The sequence below is a fragment of the Cellulosimicrobium sp. Marseille-Q4280 genome, from assembly GCF_943181405.1.
Classification (GTDB): domain Bacteria; phylum Actinomycetota; class Actinomycetes; order Actinomycetales; family Cellulomonadaceae; genus Cellulosimicrobium.
The window spans coordinates 200,877-226,171 of the sequence record NZ_CALPBY010000001.1 but is presented as its reverse complement, the minus strand read 5'-3'; the positions used below and the strand labels follow the sequence as shown (position 1 = coordinate 226,171).

26 protein-coding genes and 1 riboswitch are annotated in these 25,295 nt (G+C 74.9%); of the genes, 13 read left to right on the top strand and 13 right to left on the bottom strand.

What is annotated here, in order from left to right; genetic code table 11:
* Nucleotides 1-94 precede the first annotated feature (94 nt).
* The 7 genes from pgi (at nucleotide 95) to NFS20_RS00945 (ending at nucleotide 8,055) form a co-directional block, all read left to right on the top strand.
* The gene (gene pgi, locus NFS20_RS00975; RefSeq protein ID WP_251149887.1) at nucleotides 95-1,822 is read left to right on the top strand and encodes a glucose-6-phosphate isomerase; all 1,728 of its coding nucleotides are present in this window, start codon (nucleotides 95-97) and stop codon (nucleotides 1,820-1,822) included.
* Between the two features lie 157 nt (nucleotides 1,823-1,979).
* The gene (locus NFS20_RS00970; protein ID WP_251149886.1) at nucleotides 1,980-2,819 is read left to right on the top strand and encodes an STAS domain-containing protein; all 840 of its coding nucleotides are present in this window, start codon (nucleotides 1,980-1,982) and stop codon (nucleotides 2,817-2,819) included.
* The gene (locus NFS20_RS00965) at nucleotides 2,816-3,220 is read left to right on the top strand and encodes an STAS domain-containing protein (protein WP_251149885.1); all 405 of its coding nucleotides are present in this window, start codon (nucleotides 2,816-2,818) and stop codon (nucleotides 3,218-3,220) included. Before NFS20_RS00970 ends, NFS20_RS00965 begins: the two co-directional genes overlap by 4 nt.
* Complete coding sequence (locus NFS20_RS00960) at nucleotides 3,217-3,633, top strand: ATP-binding protein (protein WP_251149884.1); 417 nt, start codon at nucleotides 3,217-3,219, stop codon at nucleotides 3,631-3,633. The genes NFS20_RS00965 and NFS20_RS00960 overlap by 4 nt, the downstream gene beginning before the upstream one ends.
* Entirely contained in the window at nucleotides 3,630-4,676 is a 1,047-nt protein-coding gene (locus NFS20_RS00955) for an ATP-binding SpoIIE family protein phosphatase (protein ID WP_251149883.1), read from the top strand. The genes NFS20_RS00960 and NFS20_RS00955 overlap by 4 nt, the downstream gene beginning before the upstream one ends.
* Nucleotides 4,673-6,421, top strand: coding sequence for an ATP-binding protein (locus NFS20_RS00950; RefSeq protein ID WP_251149882.1), 1,749 nt, complete (start codon nucleotides 4,673-4,675; stop codon nucleotides 6,419-6,421). Before NFS20_RS00955 ends, NFS20_RS00950 begins: the two co-directional genes overlap by 4 nt.
* Nucleotides 6,418-8,055, top strand: coding sequence for a fused response regulator/phosphatase (locus NFS20_RS00945; RefSeq protein ID WP_251149881.1), 1,638 nt, complete (start codon nucleotides 6,418-6,420; stop codon nucleotides 8,053-8,055). The genes NFS20_RS00950 and NFS20_RS00945 overlap by 4 nt, the downstream gene beginning before the upstream one ends.
* Here the strand turns inward: NFS20_RS00945 and NFS20_RS00940 are convergent.
* Complete coding sequence (locus tag NFS20_RS00940; protein ID WP_251149880.1) at nucleotides 8,013-8,630, bottom strand: dihydrofolate reductase family protein; 618 nt, start codon at nucleotides 8,628-8,630, stop codon at nucleotides 8,013-8,015. The two genes, NFS20_RS00945 and NFS20_RS00940, sit on opposite strands and share 43 nt — an antisense overlap.
* Before the next feature lie 157 nt (nucleotides 8,631-8,787).
* Entirely contained in the window at nucleotides 8,788-9,264 is a 477-nt protein-coding gene (locus NFS20_RS00935; RefSeq protein ID WP_251149879.1) for a DUF6069 family protein, read from the bottom strand.
* 203 nt (nucleotides 9,265-9,467) lie between these two features.
* Here NFS20_RS00935 and NFS20_RS00930 point away from each other — a divergent pair, with 203 nt between their 5' ends.
* Both NFS20_RS00930 and NFS20_RS00925 read left to right on the top strand, forming a co-directional pair.
* Entirely contained in the window at nucleotides 9,468-10,775 is a 1,308-nt protein-coding gene (locus NFS20_RS00930; RefSeq protein WP_251149878.1) for a sensor histidine kinase, read from the top strand.
* Nucleotides 10,772-11,458 carry a response regulator gene (locus NFS20_RS00925; RefSeq protein WP_251149877.1) on the top strand — a complete coding sequence of 229 codons (687 nt, stop codon included), beginning with the start codon at nucleotides 10,772-10,774 and terminating at the stop codon, nucleotides 11,456-11,458. Before NFS20_RS00930 ends, NFS20_RS00925 begins: the two co-directional genes overlap by 4 nt.
* Before the next feature lie 25 nt (nucleotides 11,459-11,483).
* Here NFS20_RS00925 and NFS20_RS00920 read toward each other — a convergent pair whose 3' ends face one another.
* From NFS20_RS00920 to NFS20_RS00905, 4 genes are read right to left on the bottom strand one after another with little or no spacing between them, the layout of a single operon-like run.
* Complete coding sequence (locus NFS20_RS00920) at nucleotides 11,484-11,804, bottom strand: DUF4235 domain-containing protein (RefSeq protein ID WP_251149876.1); 321 nt, start codon at nucleotides 11,802-11,804, stop codon at nucleotides 11,484-11,486.
* Nucleotides 11,805-11,861: 57 nt separating this feature from the next.
* Nucleotides 11,862-13,019 (bottom strand): ABC transporter ATP-binding protein, encoded by a 1,158-nt coding sequence (locus NFS20_RS00915; protein WP_251149875.1) that lies wholly within the window; start codon nucleotides 13,017-13,019, stop codon nucleotides 11,862-11,864.
* Nucleotides 13,019-14,758 (bottom strand): ABC transporter permease, encoded by a 1,740-nt coding sequence (locus tag NFS20_RS00910; protein ID WP_502800774.1) that lies wholly within the window; start codon nucleotides 14,756-14,758, stop codon nucleotides 13,019-13,021. Before NFS20_RS00910 ends, NFS20_RS00915 begins: the two co-directional genes overlap by 1 nt.
* Before the next feature lie 56 nt (nucleotides 14,759-14,814).
* Nucleotides 14,815-15,903, bottom strand: a complete 1,089-nt coding sequence (locus NFS20_RS00905) for a thiamine ABC transporter substrate-binding protein (RefSeq protein ID WP_251149874.1) — start codon at nucleotides 15,901-15,903, stop codon at nucleotides 14,815-14,817.
* A gap of 67 nt (nucleotides 15,904-15,970) precedes the next feature.
* A riboswitch (TPP riboswitch) is annotated at nucleotides 15,971-16,074 on the bottom strand.
* Between the two features lie 109 nt (nucleotides 16,075-16,183).
* On the opposite strand from NFS20_RS00905, the gene NFS20_RS00900 reads away from it, so the two are divergent.
* Both NFS20_RS00900 and NFS20_RS00895 read left to right on the top strand, forming a co-directional pair.
* Nucleotides 16,184-16,450 carry a DUF4235 domain-containing protein gene (locus tag NFS20_RS00900; protein ID WP_251149873.1) on the top strand — a complete coding sequence of 89 codons (267 nt, stop codon included), beginning with the start codon at nucleotides 16,184-16,186 and terminating at the stop codon, nucleotides 16,448-16,450.
* A 60-nt stretch (nucleotides 16,451-16,510) separates the two neighbouring features.
* A complete protein-coding gene (locus NFS20_RS00895; RefSeq protein WP_251149872.1) occupies nucleotides 16,511-17,920 on the top strand; it encodes a hypothetical protein in 1,410 nt (469 codons plus the stop codon).
* Here the strand turns inward: NFS20_RS00895 and NFS20_RS00890 are convergent.
* Genes NFS20_RS00890 through NFS20_RS00875 form a run of 4 tightly spaced genes read right to left on the bottom strand, consistent with a single transcriptional unit; the run spans nucleotide 17,884 to nucleotide 20,563 of the window.
* Nucleotides 17,884-18,462 (bottom strand): hypothetical protein, encoded by a 579-nt coding sequence (locus NFS20_RS00890; protein ID WP_251149871.1) that lies wholly within the window; start codon nucleotides 18,460-18,462, stop codon nucleotides 17,884-17,886. The genes NFS20_RS00895 and NFS20_RS00890 overlap by 37 nt on opposite strands.
* On the bottom strand, nucleotides 18,459-19,121 hold the full coding sequence (locus NFS20_RS00885; protein WP_251149870.1) for a DUF4352 domain-containing protein: 663 nt from the start codon (nucleotides 19,119-19,121) through the stop codon (nucleotides 18,459-18,461). The genes NFS20_RS00890 and NFS20_RS00885 overlap by 4 nt, the downstream gene beginning before the upstream one ends.
* On the bottom strand, nucleotides 19,118-19,825 hold the full coding sequence (locus NFS20_RS00880; protein WP_251149869.1) for a hypothetical protein: 708 nt from the start codon (nucleotides 19,823-19,825) through the stop codon (nucleotides 19,118-19,120). The genes NFS20_RS00885 and NFS20_RS00880 overlap by 4 nt, the downstream gene beginning before the upstream one ends.
* Before the next feature lie 33 nt (nucleotides 19,826-19,858).
* On the bottom strand, nucleotides 19,859-20,563 hold the full coding sequence (locus NFS20_RS00875) for a DUF1361 domain-containing protein (protein ID WP_251149868.1): 705 nt from the start codon (nucleotides 20,561-20,563) through the stop codon (nucleotides 19,859-19,861).
* Nucleotides 20,564-20,672: 109 nt separating this feature from the next.
* Here NFS20_RS00875 and NFS20_RS00870 point away from each other — a divergent pair, with 109 nt between their 5' ends.
* On the top strand, nucleotides 20,673-21,938 hold the full coding sequence (locus tag NFS20_RS00870; protein ID WP_251149867.1) for an MFS transporter: 1,266 nt from the start codon (nucleotides 20,673-20,675) through the stop codon (nucleotides 21,936-21,938).
* Nucleotides 21,939-21,961: 23 nt separating this feature from the next.
* Here the strand turns inward: NFS20_RS00870 and NFS20_RS00865 are convergent, their stop codons facing one another.
* Nucleotides 21,962-22,468: a DUF6328 family protein gene (locus tag NFS20_RS00865; protein WP_251149866.1), complete on the bottom strand. Its 507-nt coding sequence runs from the start codon at nucleotides 22,466-22,468 to the stop codon at nucleotides 21,962-21,964.
* A gap of 145 nt (nucleotides 22,469-22,613) precedes the next feature.
* Here NFS20_RS00865 and NFS20_RS00860 point away from each other — a divergent pair, with 145 nt between their 5' ends.
* Nucleotides 22,614-23,360: a PAS and ANTAR domain-containing protein gene (locus NFS20_RS00860; RefSeq protein WP_251149865.1), complete on the top strand. Its 747-nt coding sequence runs from the start codon at nucleotides 22,614-22,616 to the stop codon at nucleotides 23,358-23,360.
* Here NFS20_RS00860 and NFS20_RS00855 read toward each other — a convergent pair.
* Together NFS20_RS00855 and NFS20_RS00850 are read right to left on the bottom strand one after the other, a co-directional pair.
* Nucleotides 23,349-24,149, bottom strand: coding sequence for a GAF and ANTAR domain-containing protein (locus NFS20_RS00855; protein ID WP_251149864.1), 801 nt, complete (start codon nucleotides 24,147-24,149; stop codon nucleotides 23,349-23,351). The two genes, NFS20_RS00860 and NFS20_RS00855, sit on opposite strands and share 12 nt — an antisense overlap.
* A gap of 271 nt (nucleotides 24,150-24,420) precedes the next feature.
* The gene (locus tag NFS20_RS00850) at nucleotides 24,421-25,284 is read right to left on the bottom strand and encodes an SDR family oxidoreductase (RefSeq protein WP_251149863.1); all 864 of its coding nucleotides are present in this window, start codon (nucleotides 25,282-25,284) and stop codon (nucleotides 24,421-24,423) included.
* Nucleotides 25,285-25,295 lie beyond the last annotated feature (11 nt).

Sequence of the window (25,295 nt, the reverse complement as noted above, 5' to 3'; positions counted from 1 at the left end):
TACGACGGCCGGGACGTTCGTCAGGCGAGCGGCGGACCTCTCGCGGGCCGGGCGGGGTGGGCGCGCGGCGGCGGCGGTCAGTAGCGTGGCCCGCATGACCACCTCGCCCGTTCCCCCGCCCGTCGACGCCACCACGACCGCGTCGTGGGACGCGTTGACCGCCCACCGCGACTCGCTGGACCCGGACCTGCGCGGCTGGTTCGCCGCCGACCCGCAGCGCGCGGACCGTCTGACCCACCAGGCGGCCGACCTCACGGTCGACCTCTCGAAGAACCTCGTCACCGACGAGACGCTCGAGCTGCTCGCGCGCCTGGCCGACGAGGTGGGCCTGGGCGGACGGCTGGAGGCGATGTTCCGCGGCGACCACATCAACGTCACGGAGGACCGCGCCGTCCTGCACACCGCGCTGCGGCGCCCGGCCCCGCTCGGCGACGACGAGCACCTGGTCGTCGACGGCCAGGACGTCGACGCGGACGTGCACGAGGTGCTGCACAAGGTCTACGGCTTCGCCGACACGGTCCGCTCGGGCGAGTGGACGGGCGTGACCGGCGAGCGCGTGCGCACGGTCGTGAACATCGGCATCGGCGGCTCGGACCTCGGGCCCGTGATGGCGTACGAGGCGCTGCTGCCGTACAAGCACGAGGACATCGAGGTCCGGTTCGTCTCGAACATCGACCCGACGGACGTCGCGGAGAAGACCGCGGGCCTCGACCCGCGCACCACGCTGTTCATCGTCGCGTCGAAGACCTTCGGCACGCTCGAGACGCTGACGAACGCGCGCCTCGCGCGCGACTGGCTGTGGACGGAGCTCGTCGAGCTCGGCGCGATCCAGGACACGGACGAGGCGCGCCAGGACGCCGTCGCGAAGCACTTCGTCGCCGTCTCGACGGCGCTCGACAAGGTCGCCGCGTTCGGCATCGACCCCGAGAACGCGTTCGGCTTCTGGGACTGGGTCGGCGGCCGCTACTCGGTGGACTCCGCGATCGGCACGTCGCTCGCCATCGCGTTCGGGCCCGAGCGGTTCGCGGAGCTCCTCGCCGGCTTCCACGCGATCGACGAGCACGTGCGCACCACCCCGTTCGCGCAGAACGTGCCCGTGCTCATGGGCCTGCTGAACGTCTGGTACGTCAACTTCCTCGACGCCCACACGCACGCCGTCCTGCCCTACGCGCAGTACCTGCACCGCTTCCCCGCGTACCTGCAGCAGCTGACGATGGAGTCGAACGGCAAGCGCGTGCGCTGGGACGGCTCCCCCGTGACGACCGAGACCGGCGAGATCTTCTGGGGCGAGCCGGGCACCAACGGCCAGCACGCGTTCTACCAGCTCATCCACCAGGGCACGCGGCTGATCCCGGCCGACTTCATCGCCGTCGCGAACCCGGCGCACCCCCTCACGGACGACGTCGGCGACGGCGGTGCGGTCCAGCCCGGCGCCGACGTGCACGGTCTCTTCCTCGCGAACTTCTTCGCGCAGACGAAGGCGCTCGCGTTCGGCAAGACGGCCGACGAGGTGCGGGCCGAGGGCACGGACGAGGCTCTCGTGTCCGCCCGGACCTTCCCCGGCAACCGGCCGACGACGTCGATCCTCGCCCCGGCGCTCACGCCGTCCGTCCTCGGCCAGCTCATCGCGCTGTACGAGCACATCACGTTCGTCCAGGGCGTCGTGTGGGGCATCGACAGCTTCGACCAGTGGGGCGTCGAGCTCGGCAAGAAGCTCGCGCTCGAGATCGCGCCCGCGGTCGCCGGCGACGAGGCCGCGCTCGCCGCGCAGGACCCCTCGACGGAAGCCCTCATCACGCGCTACCTCGAGCTGCGCGACTGACGGTCCACCGCCCCACCGCGGTCGGCCCGGAGCGCGCCCTGCTCCGGGCCGACCGTCGCGTCCGCTCCGGGTGCGAGGGCGCGCGCGCTGCGTACACTGGGCGCGCGCGACCGCCGCTGAGCCCTGCGACGGTCGCTCTCTCCTGGAAGGAACCTGGATGGCCTCGACCGGCACCACCGCCCCCGAGCACCTCGCTCAGCTCCTCGTCGACGACGCCGACCGCGTGCGCGGTGCCTGGCTCGAGACGGCCGCCCGCGAGCTGCACGGCCGCACCTCCCGCGGAGAGCTCGAGCGCGAGCAGTCCGACATCTTCGACGCGCTGACCGACGGGCTGCGCGCGGGGGGCACGGCGCTCTCCGACCCCGCGTTCGACCAGCTCCGCGGCATCCTCGCCGACGTCTCCGCGGCCCGCGCCCGGCTCGGTTTCACGCCCCGCGAGACCGCGATCGGCATCTTCGCGCTCAAGGAGGGCCTGTACGAGCTCGCCGCGTCCACCGAGGCGGGCGTCACGAGCCTGCTGCGCCTCGTGGACGAGCTGGGGCTCTTCACGTTCGAGACGTTCGCGTCCGCGCGCGAAGCGATCATCGGCGAGCAGGCCGAGCAGCTGCTCGAGCTCTCGACCCCCGTCGTGAAGCTCTGGGAGGGCGTCGTCGCCGTGCCCCTCGTCGGCACCCTCGACTCCGCGCGCACCCAGGTCGTCATGGAGAAGCTGCTCAACACGCTCGTCGACACGGGCAGCGAGCACGCGATCATCGACATCACGGGTGTCCCGGCCGTCGACACCCAGGTCGCGCAGCACCTGCTCAAGACCGTCGTCGCGGCACGCCTCATGGGCGCCGAGTGCACGATCAGCGGCATCCGACCGCAGATCGCCCAGACGATCGTCGCGCTCGGCATCGAGTTCGGGGACATCCGCACGCGCGCGACGCTCGCGGACGCGCTCGTCGACGCGCTGCGCTCCAACCGCAGCAGGGCGCGAACCGGTCTGCCGGCATGAACGACGGCGTCCCCATCCTGAAGATCGGGTCGACGCTCCTCGTGTCGATCCAGGTCGACCTCCAGGACGACACCGCGCTGCGGCTGCAGGAGGACCTCGCCGAGCGGATCACCGCGACCGGCGCCAGGGGCGTGGTCATCGACATCTCCGGCCTGGAGATCGTCGACAGCTTCATCGGCCGCATGCTCGCCTCCGTCGCCGCGATCTCCCACGTGCTCGACGCGACGACGGTCGTGGTCGGGATGCGGCCTGCCGTCGCCATCACGATGGTCGAGCTCGGCCTGTCGCTCGGCGAGGTCCGGACGGCACTCGACGTCGAGCGTGGTCTCGCCCTTCTCGCGCCGCAGGAGCAGTCCGGCGAGGACGTGCTGCTCGCGGCCGCCGAGCGCGAGGAGAGATGACGACCCCGACGACGTCGACCGGCGAACGCCTGCCCGTCCGCACGGACGCCGACGTCGTGAGGGTGCGGCAGCTCGTGCGCACCCTGGCGCAGCAGGCACGGCTCTCCCTCGTCGACCAGACGAAGCTCGTCACCGCGGCGAGCGAGCTCGCCCGCAACACCCTCGTGTACGGCGGTGGCGGCGAGGCGGAGGTCGAGCTCGTGCGCGACGGCGCGCGGACCGGCGTGCGCGCGCTCTTCGCCGACGAAGGGCCGGGGATCCCCGACCTCGACCTCGCGCTGACCGACGGGTGGACCAGCGGCGGCGGCCTGGGTCTGGGGCTCTCGGGCTCACGCCGGCTCGTCCAGCACTTCACCATCGACACCGCCGCCGGGGCAGGGACCCGCGTCGAGATCGCCACCTGGACCCGATGAGCTCGGCGGACCGCCTCGACGCCCGGCGCACGGTCGTCGACGAGGGTGCCTGGCACACGGTCGACCACCCGTCGGCGGTCGGGGGCGTGCGCCGCGCCGCCGGCACGGCCGCGCTGCGGCTGGGGCTCGGCGAGAACCGCGCGGCGGAGGTCGGGCTGGTCGTGTCCGAGCTCGCCACGAACATCTGTCGGCACGCCGGCTCAGGATCGGTGCTCGTGCGCGTGCGGCGGACCGGCGGCGACGCCGTCCTCGACGTGCTCGCCGTGGACTCGGGACCGGGAATGCGCGACATCACGGCAGCGATGCGGGACGGCACCTCCAGCCGCGGGACGCTCGGCATCGGGCTCGGCACCCTGCCCCGGCTCGCGACGGCGTGGGACGCGTGGACGGCGCCGGGTCGCGGGACGGTCGTCGCTGCGGTCTTCGCCGCACCCGGCACGTCCGCAGGGCTCCGGGAGCCCAGCGGGATCACGCGGCCGCTGACCGGCCAGGCCGTGTGCGGCGACGCGTTCGCGCTGCGCGAGGACGACGGCGTGACCACCCTGCTCGTCGCCGACGGGCTGGGGCACGGGCCGCTCGCCGCGACGGCGTCGGGCGCCGCGGTCCGCGCGTTCCTCGACGCCCCGGCAGGGCTGCCGGCCGCGCTGCTCCAGCGGGTGCACGGCGCGCTCGGCGGCACGCGCGGCGCCGCCGTCGCGGTCGCCCGGGTGGAAGGACCGACGCTGCGCTACGCAGGGCTCGGGAACATCTCCGGCTCGGTGTACGGCGGCCGCACGCGCGGCCTCGTGAGCCACCCGGGGATCGCCGGCTCGCACGGTCGTGCACTCCGCGAGACGACGTACCCGATCGAGCCGGGGGACGTCGTCGTGATGCACAGCGACGGCTTGACCAGCCGCTGGTCGCTCGCCGACTACCCCGGTCTCGCCGCCCGCTCGCCCCTCGTCGTCGCGGGCGTCGTCCTGCGCGACCACGCGGTGCGGCGCGACGACTCGTGCGTCGCCGTGCTGCCGGTGCTGCCACCGACCGCGCGGGGTGACGCGTGAGCACGACCCTCCTCGCGACGCAGCTGCTCTCCGACACCGACGTGCTCGCCCTCCGCCGGGCCGGGCGCGAGATCGGGCGCCGGCTCGGGCTCGACGTGCAGGACCAGGTGCGGGTCGCGACGGCGCTCTCGGAGGTCGGGCGCGCGGCGGTGGCCACGGGATCCGCCCGGGTGGTGATCACCGTGACGCCGTCGCCCGTGCGCCCCACGCTGCGGGCCGAGGTCGTCGCGTCGGCGCCGCTGCCCGTCGACGGCGACTCCAGCGACGGCGGCCTGCCCGCGGCGCGGCGGCTCGTCGACTCGCTCGAGCTGGACCCGAACGGTGCGCGCGTCGTGCTCACGAAGGTCCTCGGGGTGTCGACCGACCTCGACGACGCGACGCTCGCCGCGGCGCGGCGCTCCGCGCGCTCCGCGCACACCGCCGACGCCCTCGACGAGCTGCGCGTGCAGAACTCCGACCTCGTGCGGACGCTCGACGAGCTGACCCTGCAGAGGGAGGAGCTCCGCCGCGTGAACGTCGAGCTCGAGGAGACGAACCGCGGCGTCCTCGCGATGTACGACCAGCTCTCCACCGAGCTCGAGGAGACGAACACCGGCGTCGTGGCGCTCTACGCCGAGCTCGACGAGCGCGGCCGCGAGCTCGCCGCCGCGAACGAGGCGAAGTCGCGGTTCCTGCGCAACGTGAGCCACGAGCTGCGGACGCCGGTCAACTCGATCCTCGGGCTGGCGTCGCTCCTCGCCGACTCCCACCTCGACGGGGAGCAGACCCAGCAGGTGACGTTCGTCCGCGAGAGCGCCGACACGCTGCTCACGCTCGTCAACGAGCTGCTCGACCTCGCGCGCGCCGAGGCGGGCCACGAGGACGTCGAACCGGCACGCGTCGACGTGGCGGAGCTGTTCGAGGAGCTGCGCGGCACCACCCTCCCGCTTGTCCGCGCCGGCGTGACGCTGCGGACCGAGGCGCCGGCCGGGCTCACGCTCGTGACCGACCGGCGGCTCGTGTCGCGCGTCCTGCGCAACCTGCTCACCAACGCGGTCAAGTTCACGGACACGGGCCACGTCCGGCTCTCCGCGGAGCCAGAGGGGGACCTGGTCCGCCTGACCGTCGAGGACACCGGCCTCGGCATCCCCGCCGACCAGCTCGAGTCCGTCTTCGAGGAGTTCGTCCAGGTGCCCAACCGCCTGCAGCCGACGGTCCGTGGCACGGGTCTCGGGCTGCCCTACGCGCGACGGACCTCCGAGGCGCTCGGCGGGACGCTCGACGCGTCCTCCCTGCCCGGCGAGGGCAGCGTGTTCTCGCTGCGCCTGCCGTCCCTGCCCGTCGCTGCGGAGGCGGCCGAGGGTCCACGGACGCAGATCCCGCCCGAGCCCCCGGAGCGCGGCACCACCCTCGGCCACGTCCTCGTCGTCGACGACGACCGCCCCTACGCGTCGGTGCTCGTCTCGATGCTGCGCGACGACGCCGCCCGCGTGAGCGTCGCCCACGACGCCTCCCACGCGCTCGCCCTCCTGCGCGACGGCGCCGCCGACGTGGCGCTGCTCGACGTGCGCATGCCGGGGACGGACGGACCGACGCTGCTGTCGCGCGTGCGTGCGCTCCACCCCGGCACCGCCACGGTCCTCATGTCGAGCGGTCCCCGGCCGCCGCTGCCGGCGGAGCTCGCGGCCGTGCCGTTCCTCGCGAAGTCGTCGATCGACCGCACCGTCCTGGTCGCCGCCCTGCGCCGCGCGGAGGCGACCCGGTGAGCGAGGCGCGGACGGTCCTGGTCGTCGACGACACGCCGGCCCACCGCTACGTCATGGCGAGCTGGTTGCGTCGCGCGGGCTTCCAGGTGATGGAAGCCGGTACCGGCGCCGAGGCCCTGGAGAGGGCGACGGGCGCGACGGACGCCGTCGTGCTCGACGTCAACCTCCCGGACGTGTCGGGGCGCGAGGTCTGCCGGCGGCTCAAGGCCGACCCGGTGACCGCGCACGTCCCGGTGCTCCACGTGTCGGCGACGGCGGTGGACGCCGCGGCCCGCACCGCCGGGCTCGAGGGCGGGGCCGACGCCTACCTCCCGGAACCCCTCGACCGCGACGAGTTCCTCGCGACGATCACCGCCCTGTGCCGCACGCACGACGCCCAGCGGGGCATCGGACGGACGGCGAGACGTCTCGAGGCGCTGTCGACGGCGCTCGTCCCGCTGCACGAGGCGCGCTCGGCGGAGGCGGTCGTCGACCACGCCGCGCGCGGTGCGTGCGCGGTCCTCGGTCGCCCGGTCGTCGCCATGGTGGTGGCCGAGGCCGGTGTGCTGCGCACGGTCTGCACGTCGCCCGACGCCGGGCTCGTGCGCGGCCGCGGCACCGCTCCCGTCCTGCCCCCCTCCGACCTGCGGTCCGTCGTCTTCCCGCCCGACGAGGTCCCGGCGCCGTGGCGTCCCCTGCTCGAGGAGGCCGGCGTCGCCGACGGGGCGTGGTGGACCCTGTGGCTCGTCGACGGCGAGGGTGCGCTGGTCGGCGGGCTCGGGGTGCGGCTCGACGACCCGACGGTCGGGCCGACCTCCGAGGAGCAGGAGGTCGCGGACCGCTTCGTCGAGGCGGCGACGGTGGCGCTGTCGAACCTGCGCACGTTCACCACCGAGCACCGCATCGCGCTCGCGCTGCAGCGCACGATGCTGCCGGCCACGCTCTCGGTCACCGGGGGCGTCGAGGTCGCCGCGCGCTACGAGGCCGCCGACGACCGCCTCGACGTCGGTGGCGACTTCTACGACGCGTTCGACCTCCCCGACGGACGGGTGGCGGTCGTCATCGGCGACGTCCAGGGGCACTCGCTGCGCGCCGCGACCGTCATGGCCGAGGTCCGGCTCACGCTGCGCGCCTACCTGCGGGAGGGCCACCCCGCGGCCCGCGCGCTCGACCTCCTCAACGACGCGCTGCGCCAGGACCACTCGGAGTTCGTCACCGTGTGCGTGTGCGTGCTCGACCCGCGCACCGGCGCGGTCGAGGTCACGGACGCCGGACACCTTCCCGCGTTCGTCGTCCGGACCGACGGGAGGGTCGTCCAGGCGAAGGCGGGCTCGCGGCTGCTCGGCGTCCCCAGCCCCGGCGAGCGCCCCTCGTACGCCGACGTCCTCGCCGACGGCGACCTCCTCGTCCTGGTCACCGACGGCCTCGTCGAACGGCGCGGCGGGTCGCTGCTCGACGCCGTCGACCGCCTCGCGGAGGTCGCGGCACGCAGCGCGGGCTACGCGCCGGCCGCGGTGTGCGACCACCTCGTCGACGCGTTCGACGACGGGGGGCGCGAGGACGACGTGGCGGTCGTCGTGGTGCGGCGCGCGACGGTCGCTCACCCGGGTGCTCACTCGGCCCCGGACGGCACCTTGTCCTTGACGTCCTCGTAGGAGGTGTCGGCGGGCGCCTCGGCCGGGGCGTAGACCAGGCGGACGACGCCCGTCGGGAACGTCTCGGACCGCAGGAGCGTCAGCGGGTAGCGGGGCTCGCCCTCGTCGAACAGGCGCTCGCCCGCGCGGGCCGCGACAGGGTGGACGAGAAGGCGCAGCTCGTCGAGCAGCCCGGCCGCGAGGAGCTGCCGCACGACCGAGATGGACCCCGCGACGAGGATCCGGCGCGTGGCGGGCTCCGCCTTCAGCGCGCGCACCCTCTCGACGAGATCCCCGTCGAGCCGCTCGACGTGGCGCCACCCGAGGTCCTGGTCGCCACGTGTCGCCACGACCTTGCGCGTGTCCCCGAGCCGCTTCGCGAACTCGGCGTCCTCCTCGCCCGCGGCCTCCCGGTCCGGCCACGCGCCGGCGAAGCTGTCGTAGGTGACGCGGCCGAGCAGCAGGACGTCGACCTCCTGGTAGTCGTCGTCGACCGCGGCCGCCATGTTGTCGTCGAAGTAGGGGAAGTGCCACTCCGGGTCGATCTCGGCCACTCCGTCGAGCGAGATGAACAGGGTCGAGACGAGCGTCGCCATGGGTTCCTCCGGGTGTGGGCGCGATCGGGTCGTGCGCGGTCACGGGGGTGGACCACGACCGCCCGCGCAACTCATCGGTCCGCCGACGACCGCCGAGCACGGGACGGCCCACCGTCTCCGAGCGGATCCGGTGGGTGATCCCGTGGTCGGCGGTCGGTCACGAGCGGCGCAGCCCCAGGGCGACGACGGCGCCCACGGCGAGGTGCTCGGCGAGCAGCACCACGACCGCCCCGGCGCTCACGCCGCCGAGCGGTCCGAGCAGCGACACGAGCAGCAGTACGCCGCACGTCACGAGCCACGCACGCTCGCCGCGGCCCGGGCTCGACGCGCGGAGGCGCCCGATCACGGCGCGCACGCCCCACCCGGCGAACCCGACGACGAGCGCGGCCACGACCACCGCGAGGATCCCGACCGGCTGCGTGGTCGCGCCCGACCGGGCGGCGACGTCGACACCTGCGGCCGTCCCGACGAGCCACACGGCCGCGGCGACGACGGCGGCCGCGAACGGGACGGTCCAGCGGGGCACGCGTCGTCGGGCCGTGGACGAGGTACCAGGAGCGTCGTCCGGCCCGGAGCCTGCTCGGACGGACGGCACGGTCCCTGCGGTGCGCGGGGTGTTCTGCGACGTGGTCATGATGGCCTCCTTCGTCACGCGGCCGGAGCCGCGGCCGGCCTCGTGCCGGCGTCCACCACGCTCCCGCCGCGGAGCGCGCCGCCGCGCCCGCCCGACGTCGGCGGCCGACCCACCCGGAGTCGGTGGCCGCCCCCGACCGCTCGACCTCGACCCCCGACCTTGGTCGGTGTCGGTCGGTGGCGGCGCGGCCTAGCGTCGCCGCCATGAGCACTCCCCGTCCGAACCCCCGCAGCCCGCGCGGTCCGGCCGTCACCCCGGCCGACGACCCGATCCCCGAACCCGCTCTCGACTGCCCGCCCCTCGCCGGGCCCCCGGTCCTCGCGACGCCGTCCGCGCGCCGCGACCCGACGGCGCGCGTCATGCCGTGGTCGTGGGTCGCGGCGGCCTGGGCCGCCGTCGCGGTCCTCACGCTCCTCTCGCTCGTGCCCCTCCTCGACGCGGACGCGTCGTCGCCCGCGGCGGCTGTCGACGTCGCCGTGGCGGTCGCCGCGGTCGCCGCCCTCCCGCTGCTGTGGACGCGACGTCCGATCCCGGTGGCGGTCGCCCTCGCGGTGCTCGTCGCCGTGTCGGGCACGGCGACGCCCGCGTCGACCGTCGCGACGCTGCACGTCGCGCGCTGGTACCCCGTGCGGACCGCGCTGCCGGTCGCGCTCGCGGGGTTCCTCGGTCACGCGGTCCAGGCACTCTGGCGGCCCGTCGCCCTTCCCCTCGGCTGGTGGCTGCTGTGCGACCTCGCCGTCCACGCCGCGCTCCTCGGCTGGGGCGCGTACTGGCAGGCGCGCGCCGAGCTGCTGCGGTCGCTGCGCGGGCGCGCGCACCGCGCCGAGGCGGACGCGGAGCGTCGCGTCGTCGAGGCCCGCCTCGCCGAGCGGACCCGGATCGCCCGCGAGATGCACGACACCCTCGCCCACCGCCTGTCCCTCCTCGCCTCGACGGCGGGCGCGCTCGAGTACCGGCCCGACGCGCCGCCCGAGCGGCTCGCGTCCGCCGCCGCGCTCGTGCGCGAGGGCGTGAGCGCGGCGCTCGACGACCTGCGCGACGTCGTGCGCGTGCTCCGCGACGTGCCCGACGACGGTCGCCCGGCGGACGGGACCCGGCTCGCTCCCCCGCCGACGCTCGCCGACGTCGACCGGCTCGTCGCCGAGGTGCGCGAGGCGGGAGGTGACGTCGCCTACGAGCGCACGGGTGACACCGTGCCGCCGCCCGCCGTCGCCGTCGCGGCGTACCGCGTAGCCCAGGAGGGCCTGACGAACGCGCGGCGCCACGCCCCCGGGAGCCCGGTCGCGCTGAGGATCGCGGTCTCGCCCGGCGAGCTGCGCGTCGTGGTGTCCGACGTCGGCGCTCGCCTCCTGCCGAGCGGCCCGCCGGCCGTTCGGGGCGGGACGGGGACGGGGCTCGTCGGCCTGCGCGAGCGCGTCGACCTGCTGGGCGGACGCCTCGACGCAGGGCCCCGCGACGACCAGCACGAGGCGGGCTGGGTCCTCGACGCCCGGCTACCGTGGGGCGCATGAGCGCCGACCTGCCCGCGGAGCAGCCCCGGCGCACGCGCCTCGTCGTCGTCGACGACGACGCGCTCGTGCGGTCCGGGCTGCGGCTCATGCTCGACGGGGCCGACGGCATCGAGGTCGTGGGCGAGGCGTCCGACGGCGGCGCCGTGGCGGGCGTGCTCGACGCGCACCCGGCCGACGTCGTGCTCATGGACCTGCGGATGCCGGGCGTCGACGGCATCGAGGCGACGCGCCGGGTGCGGGCGCGGCCGACCGCACCGGCCGTCGTCGTGCTCACGACGTTCGACTCCGAGGAGGAGGTCGTGGGCGCGCTGCACGCCGGGGCCTCGGGCTACCTGCTCAAGGACATGGCACCCGAGCGGATCGTGGCCGCGGTCCTCGCCGCGGCCGCGGGCGAGCCCGTGCTGTCGCCGACGATCGCGCGGCGCCTCATGACGTCCGCGGCGTCGGCGGGCGGGACGCGCGAACGGGCGCTCGCGACGATGGGCCGGCTCACCGCGCGCGAGCGGGACGTCGCGGTCGAGATCGGCCGCGGCGCGAGCAACGCCGAGATCGCGGCGCGCCTCTACCTCTCCGTCCCGACCGTCAAGGCGCACGTGTCGAACGTGCTGCTCAAGCTGGGCGTCGAGAACCGGACCCAGGTCGCGCTCGTCGTGCACGACGCGGGCGCCGACAGGGGGGCCTGAGAGGGTGGACGCCCCCGCCGAGCCGTCAGTCGCCGGGCCACTCCCCCGTCCAGCGCTCGAACGCGCGGGCGCCTCCACGATCGATGAGTGCCTTCACCACCGCATAGATCGCACCCTGGATCAGCGCCGCGAGGACGATCTCCTTGAGCGGGTACTCCGACTGCAGCGGGGTGGGGGCGTCCTTGCGGTCTCCGGGGGCCACGCGCTTGTAGACCTGCTTGAACACCTGCCCCGCGACGAGCCCGCCGACGATCGAGCTCACGAGCCCGATCGGACGGTAGAGGATCTTGGCGGCCTTGCCGCCGTCCTTCTCGGGAAGCTGCTCCCCGATCGATGCGTCGCTCATCCCTCGACGCTAGGACGTGCCCGTCGTCGTCGCGCGCCGAACGGCCGTGGACGACGCTCAGGCCGGCACGACGGCGCACCCCGCGGGGTCCAGCGCGACGTCGACCTCGTCGCCCGCCGCCCAGGCGGGCCCGCCGGCGAGCGCGACGACGCGGGCGGGTCCCGCGCCCCCCGGGAGCGCGACGTCGACCGTCACCTCCGTCGCACCGCGGCGGAAGACGCTCCCGACGACCGTCCCGCGCCACGTGTCAGGGCGAGCGGTCACCCCGGTGACCGGTGACCCTGACACGTCCGCCGGCCCGACGACGCGCAACCCCCGCGGCCCGATCGCCAGCACTCCGCCGCGCGGCGCGTCAGGGCGGGTGGACCCTCCGGTGACCTCTCGGCCTGACAGGTCCCCGAGCCGGAGGAACGCCTGGTAGCCCAGGAACTCCGCGACGCGGCGCGACGACGGCGCTCGCCACAGCTCCTCGGGCGGCGCGACCTGCAGCACCTGGCCCGCGTCCATGACGGCGACGCGGTCCGCGACCGTGAACGCCTCGTCGTGGTCGTGCGTGACGAAGACGGCGGTCGTGCCGGTCGCCTGCAGCGCGGCGCGCAGGTCGAGAGCGAGCCGCTCGCGCAGCCCGCGGTCGAGCGCGGAGAGCGGCTCGTCGAGCAGCAGGAGACGCGGCCGGGGAGCGAGCGACCGCGCGAGCGCGACCCGCTGGCGCTCGCCGCCGCTGAGCGTCGTCACCGCGCGCCCCTCGTACCCCGCGAGCCCGACGACGCCCAGCAGCTCGCGCACCCGGTCGTCCCGCTGGGCGCGCGGCAGGTCCGCGATCCCGTACGCGACGTTGCCCGCGACGTCGCGGTGCGGGAAGAGCTGGCCTTCCTGGAACATCAGCCCGAACCCGCGCCGGTGCACGGGCATCCCAGCGAGGTCGTCGCCCGCGAAGCGCACGGTGCCGCCGGCGACCGGCTCGAGCCCGGCCACGGCGCGCAGCAGGCTGGACTTGCCGCAGCCGCTCGGCCCGAGCAGCGCGAGCACCTCGCCGGGGGCGACGTCGAGGGAGACGCCCGCGACCGCCGTCGTGCGCGGGTCCCGGCGGGAGGCGCCGTCGTACCGGACGACGACATCGCGCACCTCGAGGCCCGCGCCGTCCGCCGCGTGCTGCACGGGTCGCGGCGCCGGGCCGGGCGCGACGGGCCGCGCGGTCGGGTCGGTGTGCACCATCAGAACTCTCCTCCGGGGCGGTCGCCGCGCAACCGCTCGGCGAGCAGCATGACGACGGCCGTGAGCAGGGCCAGGACGACGCTCGCCGCGAGCGCCATGCCCTGGTTCTCGGCACCCGGTCGCCCGACGAGCCGGAAGATCACCACGGGCAGGGTCGCGGTGTCGGGGCGGGCGAGGAACGACGTCGCGCCGAACTCGCCGAGCGACACCGCGAACGCGAACCCGACCGCGAGGCCGAGCGACCGCGCGGCGATGGGGCCGTCGACGCTGCGGAACACGCGGCCGGGCGCGGCACCGAGCGTCGCGGCGGCCTCCCGGAGGCGCGGGTCGATCGCGCGCAGCGTCGGGAGCACCGTGCGCACGACGAGCGGGATCGCCACGACCGCCTGCGCGATCGGCACGAGCAGGCCCGAGGTGCGCAGGTCGACGTCGAGCCCGAGCGGCCGGTCCAGGGTGATGAGGAACCCGAAACCGACCGTCACCGCGGAGACCCCGAGCGGGAGCATGAAGAGCGAGTCGAGCGCGCCGATCGCCCGGCGTCCCGTGCGCGACCGCGGTCGCCGGGACACGACGAGCGCGACGAGGCCCCCGATCACCACCGCGAGCAGCGTCGCGAGCGCCGCGGTGCGCAGCGAGTTGCCCGCCGCCTCCCACACGGTGACGGACAGCGCGTTGCGCCCGCCCGTCGTGCCGAGGTTCGCGTAGTTGTCGAGACCCCAGCCGCCGCCCGGCACGCGCAGCGACCGCACGACGAGCGTCGCGAGCGGCAGCCCGACCAGCACCACGACCACGACGGCGGTCAGCGCGGCGGGCAGGAGGTCACCGCCGGGCCGGCCGCTCGCCGGACCGCCCGACCCGCGCTGCCACAGCCGCAGCGGGTGCGCAGCGCTCGACGCGGCGGTGAGCGTCAACGCCCGCTCACGCTTCGCGCGCGTGCGGTTCGCGACCGCGAGCGCCGCCACGACCACGACGAGCTGCACGACCGACAGGACGGCGGCGGTGCGCAGGTCGAGGAACTGCGTCGTCTGGATCCAGATCTCGGTCTCGATCGTCCCGTAGCGGATGCCGCCGAGGACGAGGACGACGCCGAACGCCGTCGCGCAGAAGAGGAAGACGATCGACGCGGCGCTCGCGATCGCCGGGGCGAGCGCGGGCAGGGTCACCGTGCGGAACGCGCGCCACGGCGTCGCGCCGAGCGCGCGCGCCGCCTGCTCCGCGCGCGGGTCGAGGTGCTCCCACAGCCCGCCGACCGTGCGCACGACGACGGAGTAGTTGAAGAACACGAGCGCCACGACGATCGCCGCGAACGTCCCGTCGAGCCGCAGGAACCCGAGCGGCCCACCCTCGACGAGGAGCGTGCGGAACGCGACGCCCACGACGACCGTGGGCAGGACGAACGGCACGGTGACGAGCGCGCGCAGCACGCGCCGCCCGCGGAACCGGCACCGGTACAGCACGTACGCGCCGGGCACGCCGAGGAGCAGCGAGAACGTCGTCCCGAGCACGGCCTGCCACAGCGTGAGCCGGACGATCCGCCACGTCCGCGGGTCGGAGAACACCTCGGCGAACCCCGACAGGTCGAGCCCGCCCTCCGGCCCGACGAACCCCCGCGCGACGAGCGCCACGACCGGCCACGCGAAGAACACGCCGAGGAACACCAGCGGCACCGCCGCCGCGACCCCCCACAGCAGCCCGCGCCGAGCACGGGACCATCCACCGCCGAGCACGCGGTCGCCCACCGGATGGCGGCCGACCCGGTGGCTGACCCCGTTCTCGGCGGAGGGTGCCGGCGTGGTCAGTCGACGACCGTCGCCGTCCACGCCGTGATCCACTCGTCGCGGTGCGCGTCGATGTCCTCGGGCGCGACCTCGAACGGCTCGTCGGCGAGCGGGGCGAACTGCTCCCACTCGGCGGGCAGCGCGACGGTGTCGTCGACGGGGTACATGTACATCTGGCCCGGGACGTCGGCCTGGAACGCCTCGCTCACGAGGAAATCGACGAGCTGCTGGGCGCCCTCGGGGTTCTCGGCCCCGGCGAGGACGCCCGTGTACTCGACCTGGCGGAAGCACGTGTCGAGCAGCGCGCCCGTCGTCGACGACGTCCCGTCCTCGGAGACCGTGAACGCGGGCGAGGTCGAGTACGACAGCACGAGCGGGCGGTCGCCCGCGCCCTCGCCGCCGGAGAAGTCGACGGAGTAGGCGTCGGACCAGCCGTCGACGACCTTGACGCCGTTCTCGCGCAGGTCGGCCCAGTACTGCTCCCAGCCGTCCTCGCCGAACGCGCCGACGGTCGCGAGGAGGAACGCGAGCCCGGGCGACGACGTCGCGGGGTTGGTCACGACGAGCAGGTCCCGGTACGCGGGCTCCGCCAGGTCCTCGAGCGTCTCGGGCTCCGGCACCCCGGCCTCGGTGAACCACGCGTGGTCGACGTTGACGCACACGTCGCCGACGTCGACGGGCGTCAGCTCGCCGTCGCCGACGGCGTACGGCTCTGCGGACGCCGGGAGGTCGGCGGGCGTGTACGGGTCGAGCACGCCCTCGTCGATCGCGCGGGTCGCGAACGAGTTGTCGATCCCGAACACGACGTCGCCGAGCGGCGAGCCCTTGGTGAGCACGAGCTGGTTGACGAGCGCGCCACCGTCGCCGGGGGCGACCTGCTCGACGGTCAGCCCGCTCTCCTCCTCGAACGCGGCGAGCACGTCGTCGCTCACCGCGAAGGAGTCGTGCGTGACGAGCGTGACGGTGCCCGACGACGCGCCGTCGCCCCCGGCCGTGTCCTCGCCCCCGCTGCACGCGGCAGCGGCGAGGAGCGTGACCGCGGCGAGGGACGCCGTCGTGACGTGACGGCCGGGCCGCGCTGCTCGGCGACGGGTGGTGTGCTGCATGTGTCCTCCCCGGACGTTCAGGAGGGGTCCATCCGCCAGCGTCGGCGCGGAGGCCGACGCGGACGGGTGATCGAGATTCCCGACTTCCTCCACCGGTGCTAACCGGATCAGGTTCGAGGGTCTGCGGTGGTCCGCACTCTCAGCTCCCGGGGAGCTCCCCTGTCGTTCCCGGCGAGCGTACACCGCGGTGGCTGCCGCACGGCGTCGACGCAGGCCAGGGACTACGGTGGTGCGCAGCACCCGGCCCCGCCGGGACCGCCGACCCGATGGAGGAGCACCCGTGGCAGACACCGAGGAGAAGGCCACCCTCGCCGTCAAGGTGGGGACCGTCGCGCTGACGTTCGCGGCTGGCTGGGCGGCGCAGAAGCTCGTCACGCTCGTGTGGGCGAAGGTCACGGGGCACGACGCGCCGAAGGACCTCGACGACGAGGAGGTCGGCATCGTCTCCGCCGTGACGTTCGCGGCCGTCGCCGCGGGTGTCGGCGTCCTCGCCCGCCGGTTCGCCGGCAAGGAGGCCAAGCGCGTCGTCACGCGCTTCCTGTCGTAGTCCTCGGCTCGTCGTGAGCCAGCTCGGGCCCCGGCCCGCAGCCCCGGTACCCTGGCGCGCGTGACGGACCCCGTCCCGATGACCTCGACGCCCGCGCCCGACGCCGGCGCCGCACCGGCCGCGCCGTCCGTGCTGCGCGCGGGCTCGCGCGTCCTCGTCGACGCCGGACGCCTCCTCGTGCGCCACTGGCCCGCGCTCGTCGCGGTGGCGGTGCTCGCCCAGGTGGCCCACGAGCTCGCGCTGCAGGCGGCGCTCACGGTCGCGCCGTCGTCGGGTGAGCTCGGGCTGCTCGTGCTGTGCTTCTCGCCGCTCGCGACGGTCGTCGGGATCGTCGTCATGCTGCACGTCCTGCGCCGCGAGCCGCGGGACGACCGCGACCGGATCGAGGTGCGCGCGCTCCTCGGGTCGATCGCGTCGGTGCTCGTCCCGTACCTCGTCATCTACGAGTTCTACGGCGGCCTGTCGTCCGACTGGCAGGCGTACGTCGACTCCGCCGCGCTCGACCACGCGTTCGCCGCCGGTGCGGGGATCGAGACCGCCGACCCGATCCCCGAGGGCTTCGGGCTCACCGTCGTGCTCCTCGTGGCCGGCGCGCTGCTCGCCCGTACCCTCCTCGAGCGCCTCGCGAAGCGCCTGGAGCGGGGCGTCGTCGAGGCGGGCGGGGAGGCCCGACGCAGCGCCCGCACGGCCGCCGTGCGCATCGTCGCCGGGTACTGCGAGGTCGTCTGGATCGTCGTCGGCGCCTTCACCGTGACGGCGGTCGTCGGGAGCGTCCGCGAGTGGTGGACGTCGCGCGTCGTCGTCGTCGAGGTGACGACGTGGTGGGACGGCGTCGTCGCACGCGTGGACCTCCTCGAGCCGCTGGTCGCTGCCGTCGGTCCGACGACGTCGCTCCTGCTCGCAGGGATCGTCACCGGGCTCGTGGTGCCGCTCGCGTGGCTCACGCTCGGCACGATCGTCTACGGGGTCGAGGCGGTCGACGTCGTCGACCCCGCGCGGACGCGCGCGGCGCAGGACGGCACCGACGGACGCGCGACGCGTGTCGTCGACCGGGTCAACCGCACGCTCGGCGAGAAGCGCGCCCAGGCGGCCTGGGGTTTCATGCTCGACCCGGGTCGGCGGTTCGGCGGCCTCGTCGGCGCCCTCGGCATGCTGTGGCGCAGCCGCTGGAGCGCGGTCCTGCTGTTCTGCGTCGCGTTCGCGCTGCTCACGCTCGCCGAGCAGGCCGTCCTCACGGCGGCCCAGGCGGTGCTCGGCCAGCCCGGCATCGTCGCGTGGCGCGCTGTGATCGGCCCGCTCGAGACCGTCGCGACGGTCGTCGTGCAGGTGCTCACGACCGTGCTGCTCGCCGCCGCGGCCGACGCGCTGCTCGCCAACCTGGGACTGCCGTCTGCGCTGCGCACGCGACGCGCGGCGCGGCTCTCGCGCGAGCGTCAGCCGGACCCGGCGGTGACCGGCAAGGACCAGTAGTCCGGCAGGAGTTCCGGCTCGACGAGGCGCACCTCGGCGGGCTCGGCGTCGTCGGGCGTGAGGACGTACTGCGTGGCGCGGCTGGAGACGGCACCCGTGCACACCGGCGAATCGGTCACCGGCATGCCGGGCAGCGACGACGCGCCTGCGGTGAACTGGCGGCCCGACGTGTCGACGAGCACGACCTCGCACGCGGAGTACGCCTCCTCCGCGCTCGCCGGGCCGGGCGTGGCGTCCGAGCGCACCGACAGGTCGACGGCCCACAGGGTGTACCCGTCCGGGGCCTCGACGCGGCCGTCGTAGCCGTCGTCGAGCCAGTCGACGACCTCGGTCCCGGCGAGGCGGGCCCGCACGTCGCCGACCTGCGCCCAGCCCTCGTCGTCCGCCGTGTGGCCGCGGTGCGGCTCCGACGCCCACCACCCCTGCACGGCGTCGGAGCGCCAGGTGAGCGCGCCGAGCGCAGCGAGCGCGACCACGAGCACCACCAGCCACCAGCGGTTCGCGCGCCGCCATCCGACGCCGCCGGCGCCGACGCCGCTCAACCGCCCCACCCGCCCGGGACGAGCGCGGGCTCGAGCATCTCGACGGTGCCGCCGTCCGGCGGCGGCCCGACGCGGCCGAGGTCGATCTCGGCGACGGCCTGCGGGCGGTCGATGTCCGCGTCCTGGTGCTCCGTGAGCACGCGCAGCACGACGTCCCCCTCGAGCGCCTCGGCCGGGACCTCGACGACGACCGTCCCCGCCTCGGGGACGTCCGGGTCCACGAACGTGCTCATCATCGGGTTGCGCACCCGGTGCGAGGCCTCGTGGTCACGACCGTCGGCGTCGCGCAGCTCCAGCACCTCGAGGCCCGCCTCCTGCGTCGTGCCGGACACCGCGAGGTCGACGGCGACCCAGACGCCGTCGGTCGCGAGCGTGTCGAAGCCGTCCTCGAGCACCGTGCCGGTACGGACGTCGTCGACCCGCACGCGCACGGGCCCCGCCGTGACGACCTCGCCCACGGCACCGCGCGTCGTCGTCGACGTGAGGGTGGGCCACCACGTGTCGACGCGCGAGACCGCCGCCCCGACCGCGACGGCGAGGGCGAGCAGGACGGCGGTCACGACCCGGTCGCCGCGCCGCGGCCGCGAGGTCACGGGCGCGTCGGACGGCGCCGGCCGCGCGGACCCGACGACGGCCGCCTCGGTGGTCTGATCGCTCACCAGTCGACCTCCTCCTCCGGCGGGTCCACGACGTCCGCCGGCACGTCGCCGGGAAGGACGTCCACGAGCACCACCGCGCCCGTCTCGGCCCACCGCCTCCCGCCCCCGATCGTCATGTCCCGGTACCGGAACGTCGGCAGGGTCACGGTGAGCGGCTCGTCGGGCGTGGCCGGGTCGTCGGACACCGCGCCCGCGTCCTCGACCGTCACGGGCCACAGGAGCGCGACGTCCTCGGGCAGGCCCGGCTGCAGGACGGGGTAGAGCGAGGCGTCGCGCACGAGCAGCGTCGTCTCGGGACGGTCCGGCTCCGCCTCGCCCACGAGCGCCAGGCCGGCGGGCAGCTCCGCCGGGAGCGTCACGGCGGTGTCGTCGAGGCGGCGCGACTCACGATCGGTGTCGAGCGCGCCCACGACCACGAGCAGCCACGCGTCCGCGCCGGCGTCCTCGAGCGCGGAGACCTGCACGTCGTCGGTCACGGACCACGACCGCACGGTGAGGTCGAACGGCCCGGTCGGGACCGGCTCGCCGGCGGCGGCCCGGGCCGGCCCCGCGTCGGCGGCGACGTGCTTCGCGAGGCCCCCGGCCGCCGTCGTGCCCACCACGACGCCGAGCACGGCCGCGAGGGCCGCCCGGCGGGGCCACGTGCCGACGAGGGCTCGCGCCACGGGCACGGCGCGGGCGGCCCGAGGCGGCGTCGTGGTCACGCCGCGCATCCTACGGTGGTGCGAGCGGTGCCGTCAGGACCCGCGGACGAACACCGTCGTGATCGGTCCCACCACGACGGCGTAGACCAGGGCGAGCAGCAGCGTGTGCAGCACGCAGAACAGCACGGCCTGGCCGAGCGTCCCCGGTTCGCGCAGGTGCCGCACGAGCTTGCGCACGAACTGCGCGGGGTGCAGCAGGTCCCAGCTGTTGAACCGCACGTAGCGGCCGAGGTAGATCCCGACGGTGACGAGGACCAGCACGGCGGCCACGGCGAGCCAGGACCCCGGCCGGGCGAACGGGGCGTCGTCCTCGGGGTACCGCACGACGGCGTACAGCATCTGCGCGACGAGCACGTTGACGACCGTGTTGAGCACCCCGGACAGCGCGAGCGTCAGCACCGCGACGATGTCGTACCAGAGCGGGACCCCCTCGCCGTCCTTGCGGTGGTTGAGGTTCAGCTCGGTGACGAGGTAGCCGGCGTTCGGCAGCAGGACCAGCCAGACGAGCGTCCCCAGCACGGCCACCGTCGCGACGACCCACGACGTCACCCCCGCGGCGAGCAGCGCGGCGTCGACGAGGACCACCGCACCGAGCACGAAGACGGGCACGATCGAGAGCGCGAGGTTGAGCAGCATCGGCCGGTAGACCGTCGTGCGGTAGACGACGGCCCGCAGCACGATGAGCACCAGCGCGTAGACGTTGAGCAGCGCGACGCCGCCGAAGAGCCAGGTGAGCACGCCCCTACGCTACGGGCGGCTCGTCGCGCGGGCCCGGGACGACGCCGATAGCGTGGACGACGGCGAACCTCCCCGTGCCCGAGGACGGGCACCTCCCCCAGGAGCGGACATGGCACGGCAGGACGAGACCCCGGCGACGCCCCGGCACGTCGCGCCCGAGGCCCCCGCCGGACCACCGGCACCCAGCACCTCCCCCACGCTCATGCTCGCCCTGGCGACCATCGGGTTCGCCGTGAACTTCTGGGCCTGGGCGCTCATCAGCCCGCTCGGCGCCGCGTACGGGCAGCAGTACGACCTCACCGACGTCCAGGTCTCGGTCCTCGTCGCGGTGCCGGTCGTCGTCGGCTCGCTCGGCCGCATCCCTGTCGGGGCCCTCACGGACCGGTTCGGCGCACGCCTCATGTTCCCGCTCGTCAGCGCGGCCACGATCCTGCCCGTGCTGTTCGTGGGCCTCGTCGCGGACAGCTTCGTCGCGCTGATCGTCGGTGGGTTCTTCCTCGGTCTCGGCGGCACGGCGTTCGCGGTCGGCGTGCCCTTCGTCAACGCGTGGTACCCGCCGGCCCGGCGCGGCACCGCGATCGGCATCTTCGGCATGGGCATGGGCGGCACGGCGATCTCTGCGTTCACGACCGTCCGCATCCGTGACGTCTGGGGCGACGCGGCGCCGTTCCTGCTCGTCGCGGCGATCCTCGCGGTGTTCGCCGTCGCGTCGTGGCTGCTGCTGCGCGACGCGCCCGGGCGCGCGGCCGGGGCCGCCGGCGGCTTCTGGGCCCGCACGTGGTCGACGTTCCGGATGCCCGTGACGCTCCAGCTCTCGTGGTTGTACGCCGTCGGGTTCGGCGGCTTCGTCGCGTTCTCGGTCTACCTGCCCACCTTCCTGGTCAACGCCTACGACCTCACCGTGTCCGACGCCGCGGCGCGCACCGCGGGCTTCGTCGTGCTCGCCGTCGTCATGCGACCCGTCGGCGGCACGCTCTCGGACCGGTTCGGCGGCGTCCCGGTCTCGGTCGTGTGCTTCGTCGTCGTGACGGCGCTCGCCGCCGTCGTCGCGTTCCAGCCCGACCTCGTGCCGGTCGGCACCATCGCGTTCCTCGGCCTGGCCGCGGCGCTCGGCGCGTCCTCCGGCGCGACGTTCGCGCTCGTCGCGAAGGTCGCGCCGCCCGACAAGGTCGGTGCCGTGACCGGCCTCGTCGGCGCCGCGGGCGGCCTCGGCGGGTTCATCCCGCCGCTGCTCATGGGCGCCGTCTACCAGCTCGAGGGGACGTACGGGCTCGGCTTCGGGCTGCTCGCCCTCACCGCGCTCGCGACGCTCCTCTTCACGCTCGGCCCGGTCCGCCGGGGCGTGCGGGCCCGCGAGGCAACGGCCTCCGCCTGACCCCGCACGGCGGCCGGTCTCGCTCAGGCGTCGCGGACCGCGTCGCGTACCGCGACGCGCGGCAGGACGAGCCACAGCGTCGCCAGCAGCGCCAGGACCGCACCGCTCGCCCAGAGCGCGGCCGTCCGGCCCACGACGACGTCCACGACGAGCAGGACCGTCCCGGTGAAGACCAGGGCGAGGACGACGATCCCGGCACGCGTGACACGGTCGCTCAGCGTCACCAGCTCGGGCTTGCGATGCTTGCGGAACAGCGCCCGGTGGATGCTCACCGGCGTGACGAACAGACCCGTCGTCAGCACGGACAGCGCGACCAGCGTCAGGTACACGCCCACCTGGAACTCGTCGAGGTCGGCGAACCGCGCCTGGAACGGCAGCGTCAGCAGGAAGCCCGTGAGGATCTGCACGCCGGTCTGCATGACGCGCAGCTCCTGCAGCAGCTCCACCCAGTTGCGGTCGGACCGCTCGTCGGGGGTCTCGTCACGGCCTCGGTCGTCCCCGGCCCGCGCCTCGTCCGCGCCCACACCCATGTCGTCCTCCGTCCGTCGGAGCAGGTGCCGCCTGCTCGACCACTCGTACGTCGCGGACCGCCTTCGGCCGCGCGCTGGGCTAATCTTCCACTGCTGGGGTCAGGAATCGGCTCCGTCCTGCTTCGACCCCCGGGGACACCCATCGATGGACGCCGTTCAGCCCTTCGACGACCCACAGCTCGCGATCACCAGCCAGGGTCATCTCGTCACCGTGCTCGCCGCCCTCGTCGCGGGCGAGCCGCAGCCCGTCGGCCGCTTCCGCGTGGACCTCGCGACCGACCGGTGGTGGTGGTCCGACGAGGTGTTCGCCATGCACGGGTTCGCGCCGGGCGAGGTCGTGCCGACGACCTCGCTGCTCGTGTCGCACACCCATCCCGACGACCGCGACCGGGGCGTGCGCGCCCTCGCGCTCGCGGCACGCAGCGGACACGCCTTCGGGTCCATGCACCGCATCGTGGACGCCTCCGGCGCCACACGCATCCTCGCCGTCGCGGCGCAGGGCCGACGCAACCGCACGAGCGGGCAGGTCGCGGAGATCGCCGGCTACTTCGTGGACGTCACCGAGCACCACCAGGAGTCGGCGCGTCGCGAGGCCACCGCGGCGATCCGCGCCGCGGACGCCTCGCGCTCCGTCATCGAGCAGGCGAAGGGCGTCCTCATGGTCGCCTTCGGCGTGGACTCCGACGAGGCGTTCGAGCTGCTGCGCAAGCGGTCCAACGACGCCAACGTCGCGGTGCGCGAGCTGGCGCGGCGGCTCGTGGGCGGGCTGGGCACCTCGGGCGACGTCGTCGAGGCGGCCCGCGAGCGCGTCGACGCGCTGCTCACCGACGCGGAGCGCCGTCCCGCCGCGGGTGCCGCCGGCGAAGCCGACCTGGAGGGATCAGGATCCTGACGTCGGCGCGTCGGGGCGGTCGATCCCGGGGACGCGGCGCGTCTCGACGATCTCCCGCGCGACGTCGACCAGCTTGACGTTCGAGTCCTGGGACACCCGGCTCAGCACCGCGAACGCCCGGCTCGCCGACAGCGAGAAGCGCTCCATGAGCATGCCCTGCGCCTGGCCGATGAGAGTGCGGGTCTGCACGGCGGACTGGAGCTGCTCCTCGGTCCGCGCCGCCGAGATCGCCGCGGCGGCGACGGCGGCGAAGGTGGAGGCCAGGTGGTGGTCGTCCGGTCCGAACGCGTTCCGTGTCGTCGCGTACATGTTGAGCGCGCCGTGGGCGGTCTCCGACGTGTAGAGCTGGACGCAGAGCATCGAGCGGACGCCCAGCTCGTCCGCGACCTGCGGGGCCCACCGGGGCCAGCGCACGTCGGCCTCGATGTCGCCGGACTCCACGAGGGGGGACTGACGGATCGCGTCGAGGCACGGCCCTTCGCCGAGCTCGTACTGCAGCTCGTCCCCGCGCGCGACGAGCGGGTCCGACACCGCGGGACTGTCGATGCGACCCCGCGAGATGAGCGAGATGCCCGCGGACTCGCAGCCGTCGACCATCGACACCGCGAGCTCGACCACACGGTCGAGCGTCTGCTGGAGCGTCGGCTCGTCGGCGAGGGCGCGCGCCGCGTCCGCGACGCGTCCCGTCACGGTCAGCCCGTCGACGACGATCGGCGCGCCGGGCGCGGCCGCGCGGGGCTCGTCCTCGGTCGTGCTGCCCAGGTCGGCAGTGCGCTGCTCGATGCTCATCGTGCGGCTCCTTCTCGGTCTGTCCGGTACCAGACTACGTCGGGCTCGCCGGCGACCGGTTCGGGAACCCCGCCCGGGCGCGCGGCCCGGACGGGGCGGGAGCGGTGGGCCGTCTCGCCCGCACAAGGCGTGGCGGCCGGTGTCCCGGTCGGGCGCCGTCGCTCTCGCGAAGGACCCGCCCCCGGACGAGCACGGCTGGCTCGTCCTCCGTCCTCCCGTCGGGCTGCGGCGATCGGCCGAGCAGCCGCGACCCCGGGGGAGGCATCGTGGCTCAGAACACGGGCTTTCCTCCCGTGACACCGAGCACCGTCCCCGAGACGTAGCTCGCGTCCGACGCGGACGCGAGGAACACGAACGCGGGCGCGACCTCGGCGGGCTGCCCCGCGCGGCCGAGCGGCGTGTCCTGGCCGAACTGCTCGATCTTCTCCGGCGGCTGCGTGGCCGGCTGGAGCGGCGTCCAGATCGGCCCGGGGGCCACCGCGTTGACCCGGATCCCCTGCGCACCGAGCTCGGCCGCGAGGTTGACCGTGAGGTTGTTGATCGCGGCCTTCGTCGACGCGTAGTCGAGCAGCGACGTCGAGGGCTGGTACGCCTGGATCGACGAGACGTTGATGATGCTCGCCCCCTCGCCCAGGTGCTCGAGCGCCGACTGCGTCACCCACAGGAGGGCGTACAGGTTGGTCTTCAGCACCCGGTCGAACTCGTCGGTCGTCGCGTCCGCGAACGACTCGCGGCGGGCGTACTGGAAGCCGGCGTTGTTCACGAGCACGTCGAGGCCACCGAGCTCGGCCACGGCCCGTCCCGCGAGGGCGCGCGCCGTCGCCTCCTCGGTGAGGTCGCCGGGCAGGAGCGCGACCGTGCGACCGGCCTCACGGACCCAGCGCGCGGTCTCCTCGGCGTCCTCCTGCTCGTCGGCCAGGTACGAGATCGCGACGTCGGCGCCCTCGCGGGCGAACGCGATGGCGACCGCGCGGCCGATGCCGGAGTCGCCGCCGGTGATCAGCGCCCGTCGACCCTCGAGCCGGCCGCTCCCGCGGTACGACCGCTCGCCGTGGTCGGGCGTCGGGTCCATGGGCCCGGTCAGACCGGGCGGTTCCTGCTGCTGGGCGGGGAAAGCGGTGGTGTCGTCCGTCATCTCGACCTCCT

Bases quoted from the DNA above. Each gene is read 5' to 3' on its own strand.
- pgi (WP_251149887.1), top strand. From the start codon at position 95: ATGACCACCTCGCCCGTTCCCCCGCCCGTCGACGCCACCACGACCGCG.
- NFS20_RS00970 (WP_251149886.1), top strand. From the start codon at position 1,980: ATGGCCTCGACCGGCACCACCGCCCCCGAGCACCTCGCTCAGCTCCTC.
- NFS20_RS00965 (WP_251149885.1), top strand. From the start codon at position 2,816: ATGAACGACGGCGTCCCCATCCTGAAGATCGGGTCGACGCTCCTCGTG.
- NFS20_RS00960 (WP_251149884.1), top strand. From the start codon at position 3,217: ATGACGACCCCGACGACGTCGACCGGCGAACGCCTGCCCGTCCGCACG.
- NFS20_RS00955 (WP_251149883.1), top strand. From the start codon at position 3,630: ATGAGCTCGGCGGACCGCCTCGACGCCCGGCGCACGGTCGTCGACGAG.
- NFS20_RS00940 (WP_251149880.1), bottom strand. From the start codon at position 8,630: ATGGCGACGCTCGTCTCGACCCTGTTCATCTCGCTCGACGGAGTGGCC.
- NFS20_RS00935 (WP_251149879.1), bottom strand. From the start codon at position 9,264: ATGACCACGTCGCAGAACACCCCGCGCACCGCAGGGACCGTGCCGTCC.
- NFS20_RS00930 (WP_251149878.1), top strand. From the start codon at position 9,468: ATGAGCACTCCCCGTCCGAACCCCCGCAGCCCGCGCGGTCCGGCCGTC.
- NFS20_RS00925 (WP_251149877.1), top strand. From the start codon at position 10,772: ATGAGCGCCGACCTGCCCGCGGAGCAGCCCCGGCGCACGCGCCTCGTC.
- NFS20_RS00920 (WP_251149876.1), bottom strand. From the start codon at position 11,804: ATGAGCGACGCATCGATCGGGGAGCAGCTTCCCGAGAAGGACGGCGGC.
- NFS20_RS00915 (WP_251149875.1), bottom strand. From the start codon at position 13,019: ATGGTGCACACCGACCCGACCGCGCGGCCCGTCGCGCCCGGCCCGGCG.
- NFS20_RS00905 (WP_251149874.1), bottom strand. From the start codon at position 15,903: ATGCAGCACACCACCCGTCGCCGAGCAGCGCGGCCCGGCCGTCACGTC.
- NFS20_RS00870 (WP_251149867.1), top strand. From the start codon at position 20,673: ATGGCACGGCAGGACGAGACCCCGGCGACGCCCCGGCACGTCGCGCCC.
- NFS20_RS00865 (WP_251149866.1), bottom strand. From the start codon at position 22,468: ATGGGTGTGGGCGCGGACGAGGCGCGGGCCGGGGACGACCGAGGCCGT.
- NFS20_RS00860 (WP_251149865.1), top strand. From the start codon at position 22,614: ATGGACGCCGTTCAGCCCTTCGACGACCCACAGCTCGCGATCACCAGC.
- NFS20_RS00855 (WP_251149864.1), bottom strand. From the start codon at position 24,149: ATGAGCATCGAGCAGCGCACTGCCGACCTGGGCAGCACGACCGAGGAC.
- NFS20_RS00850 (WP_251149863.1), bottom strand. From the start codon at position 25,284: ATGACGGACGACACCACCGCTTTCCCCGCCCAGCAGCAGGAACCGCCC.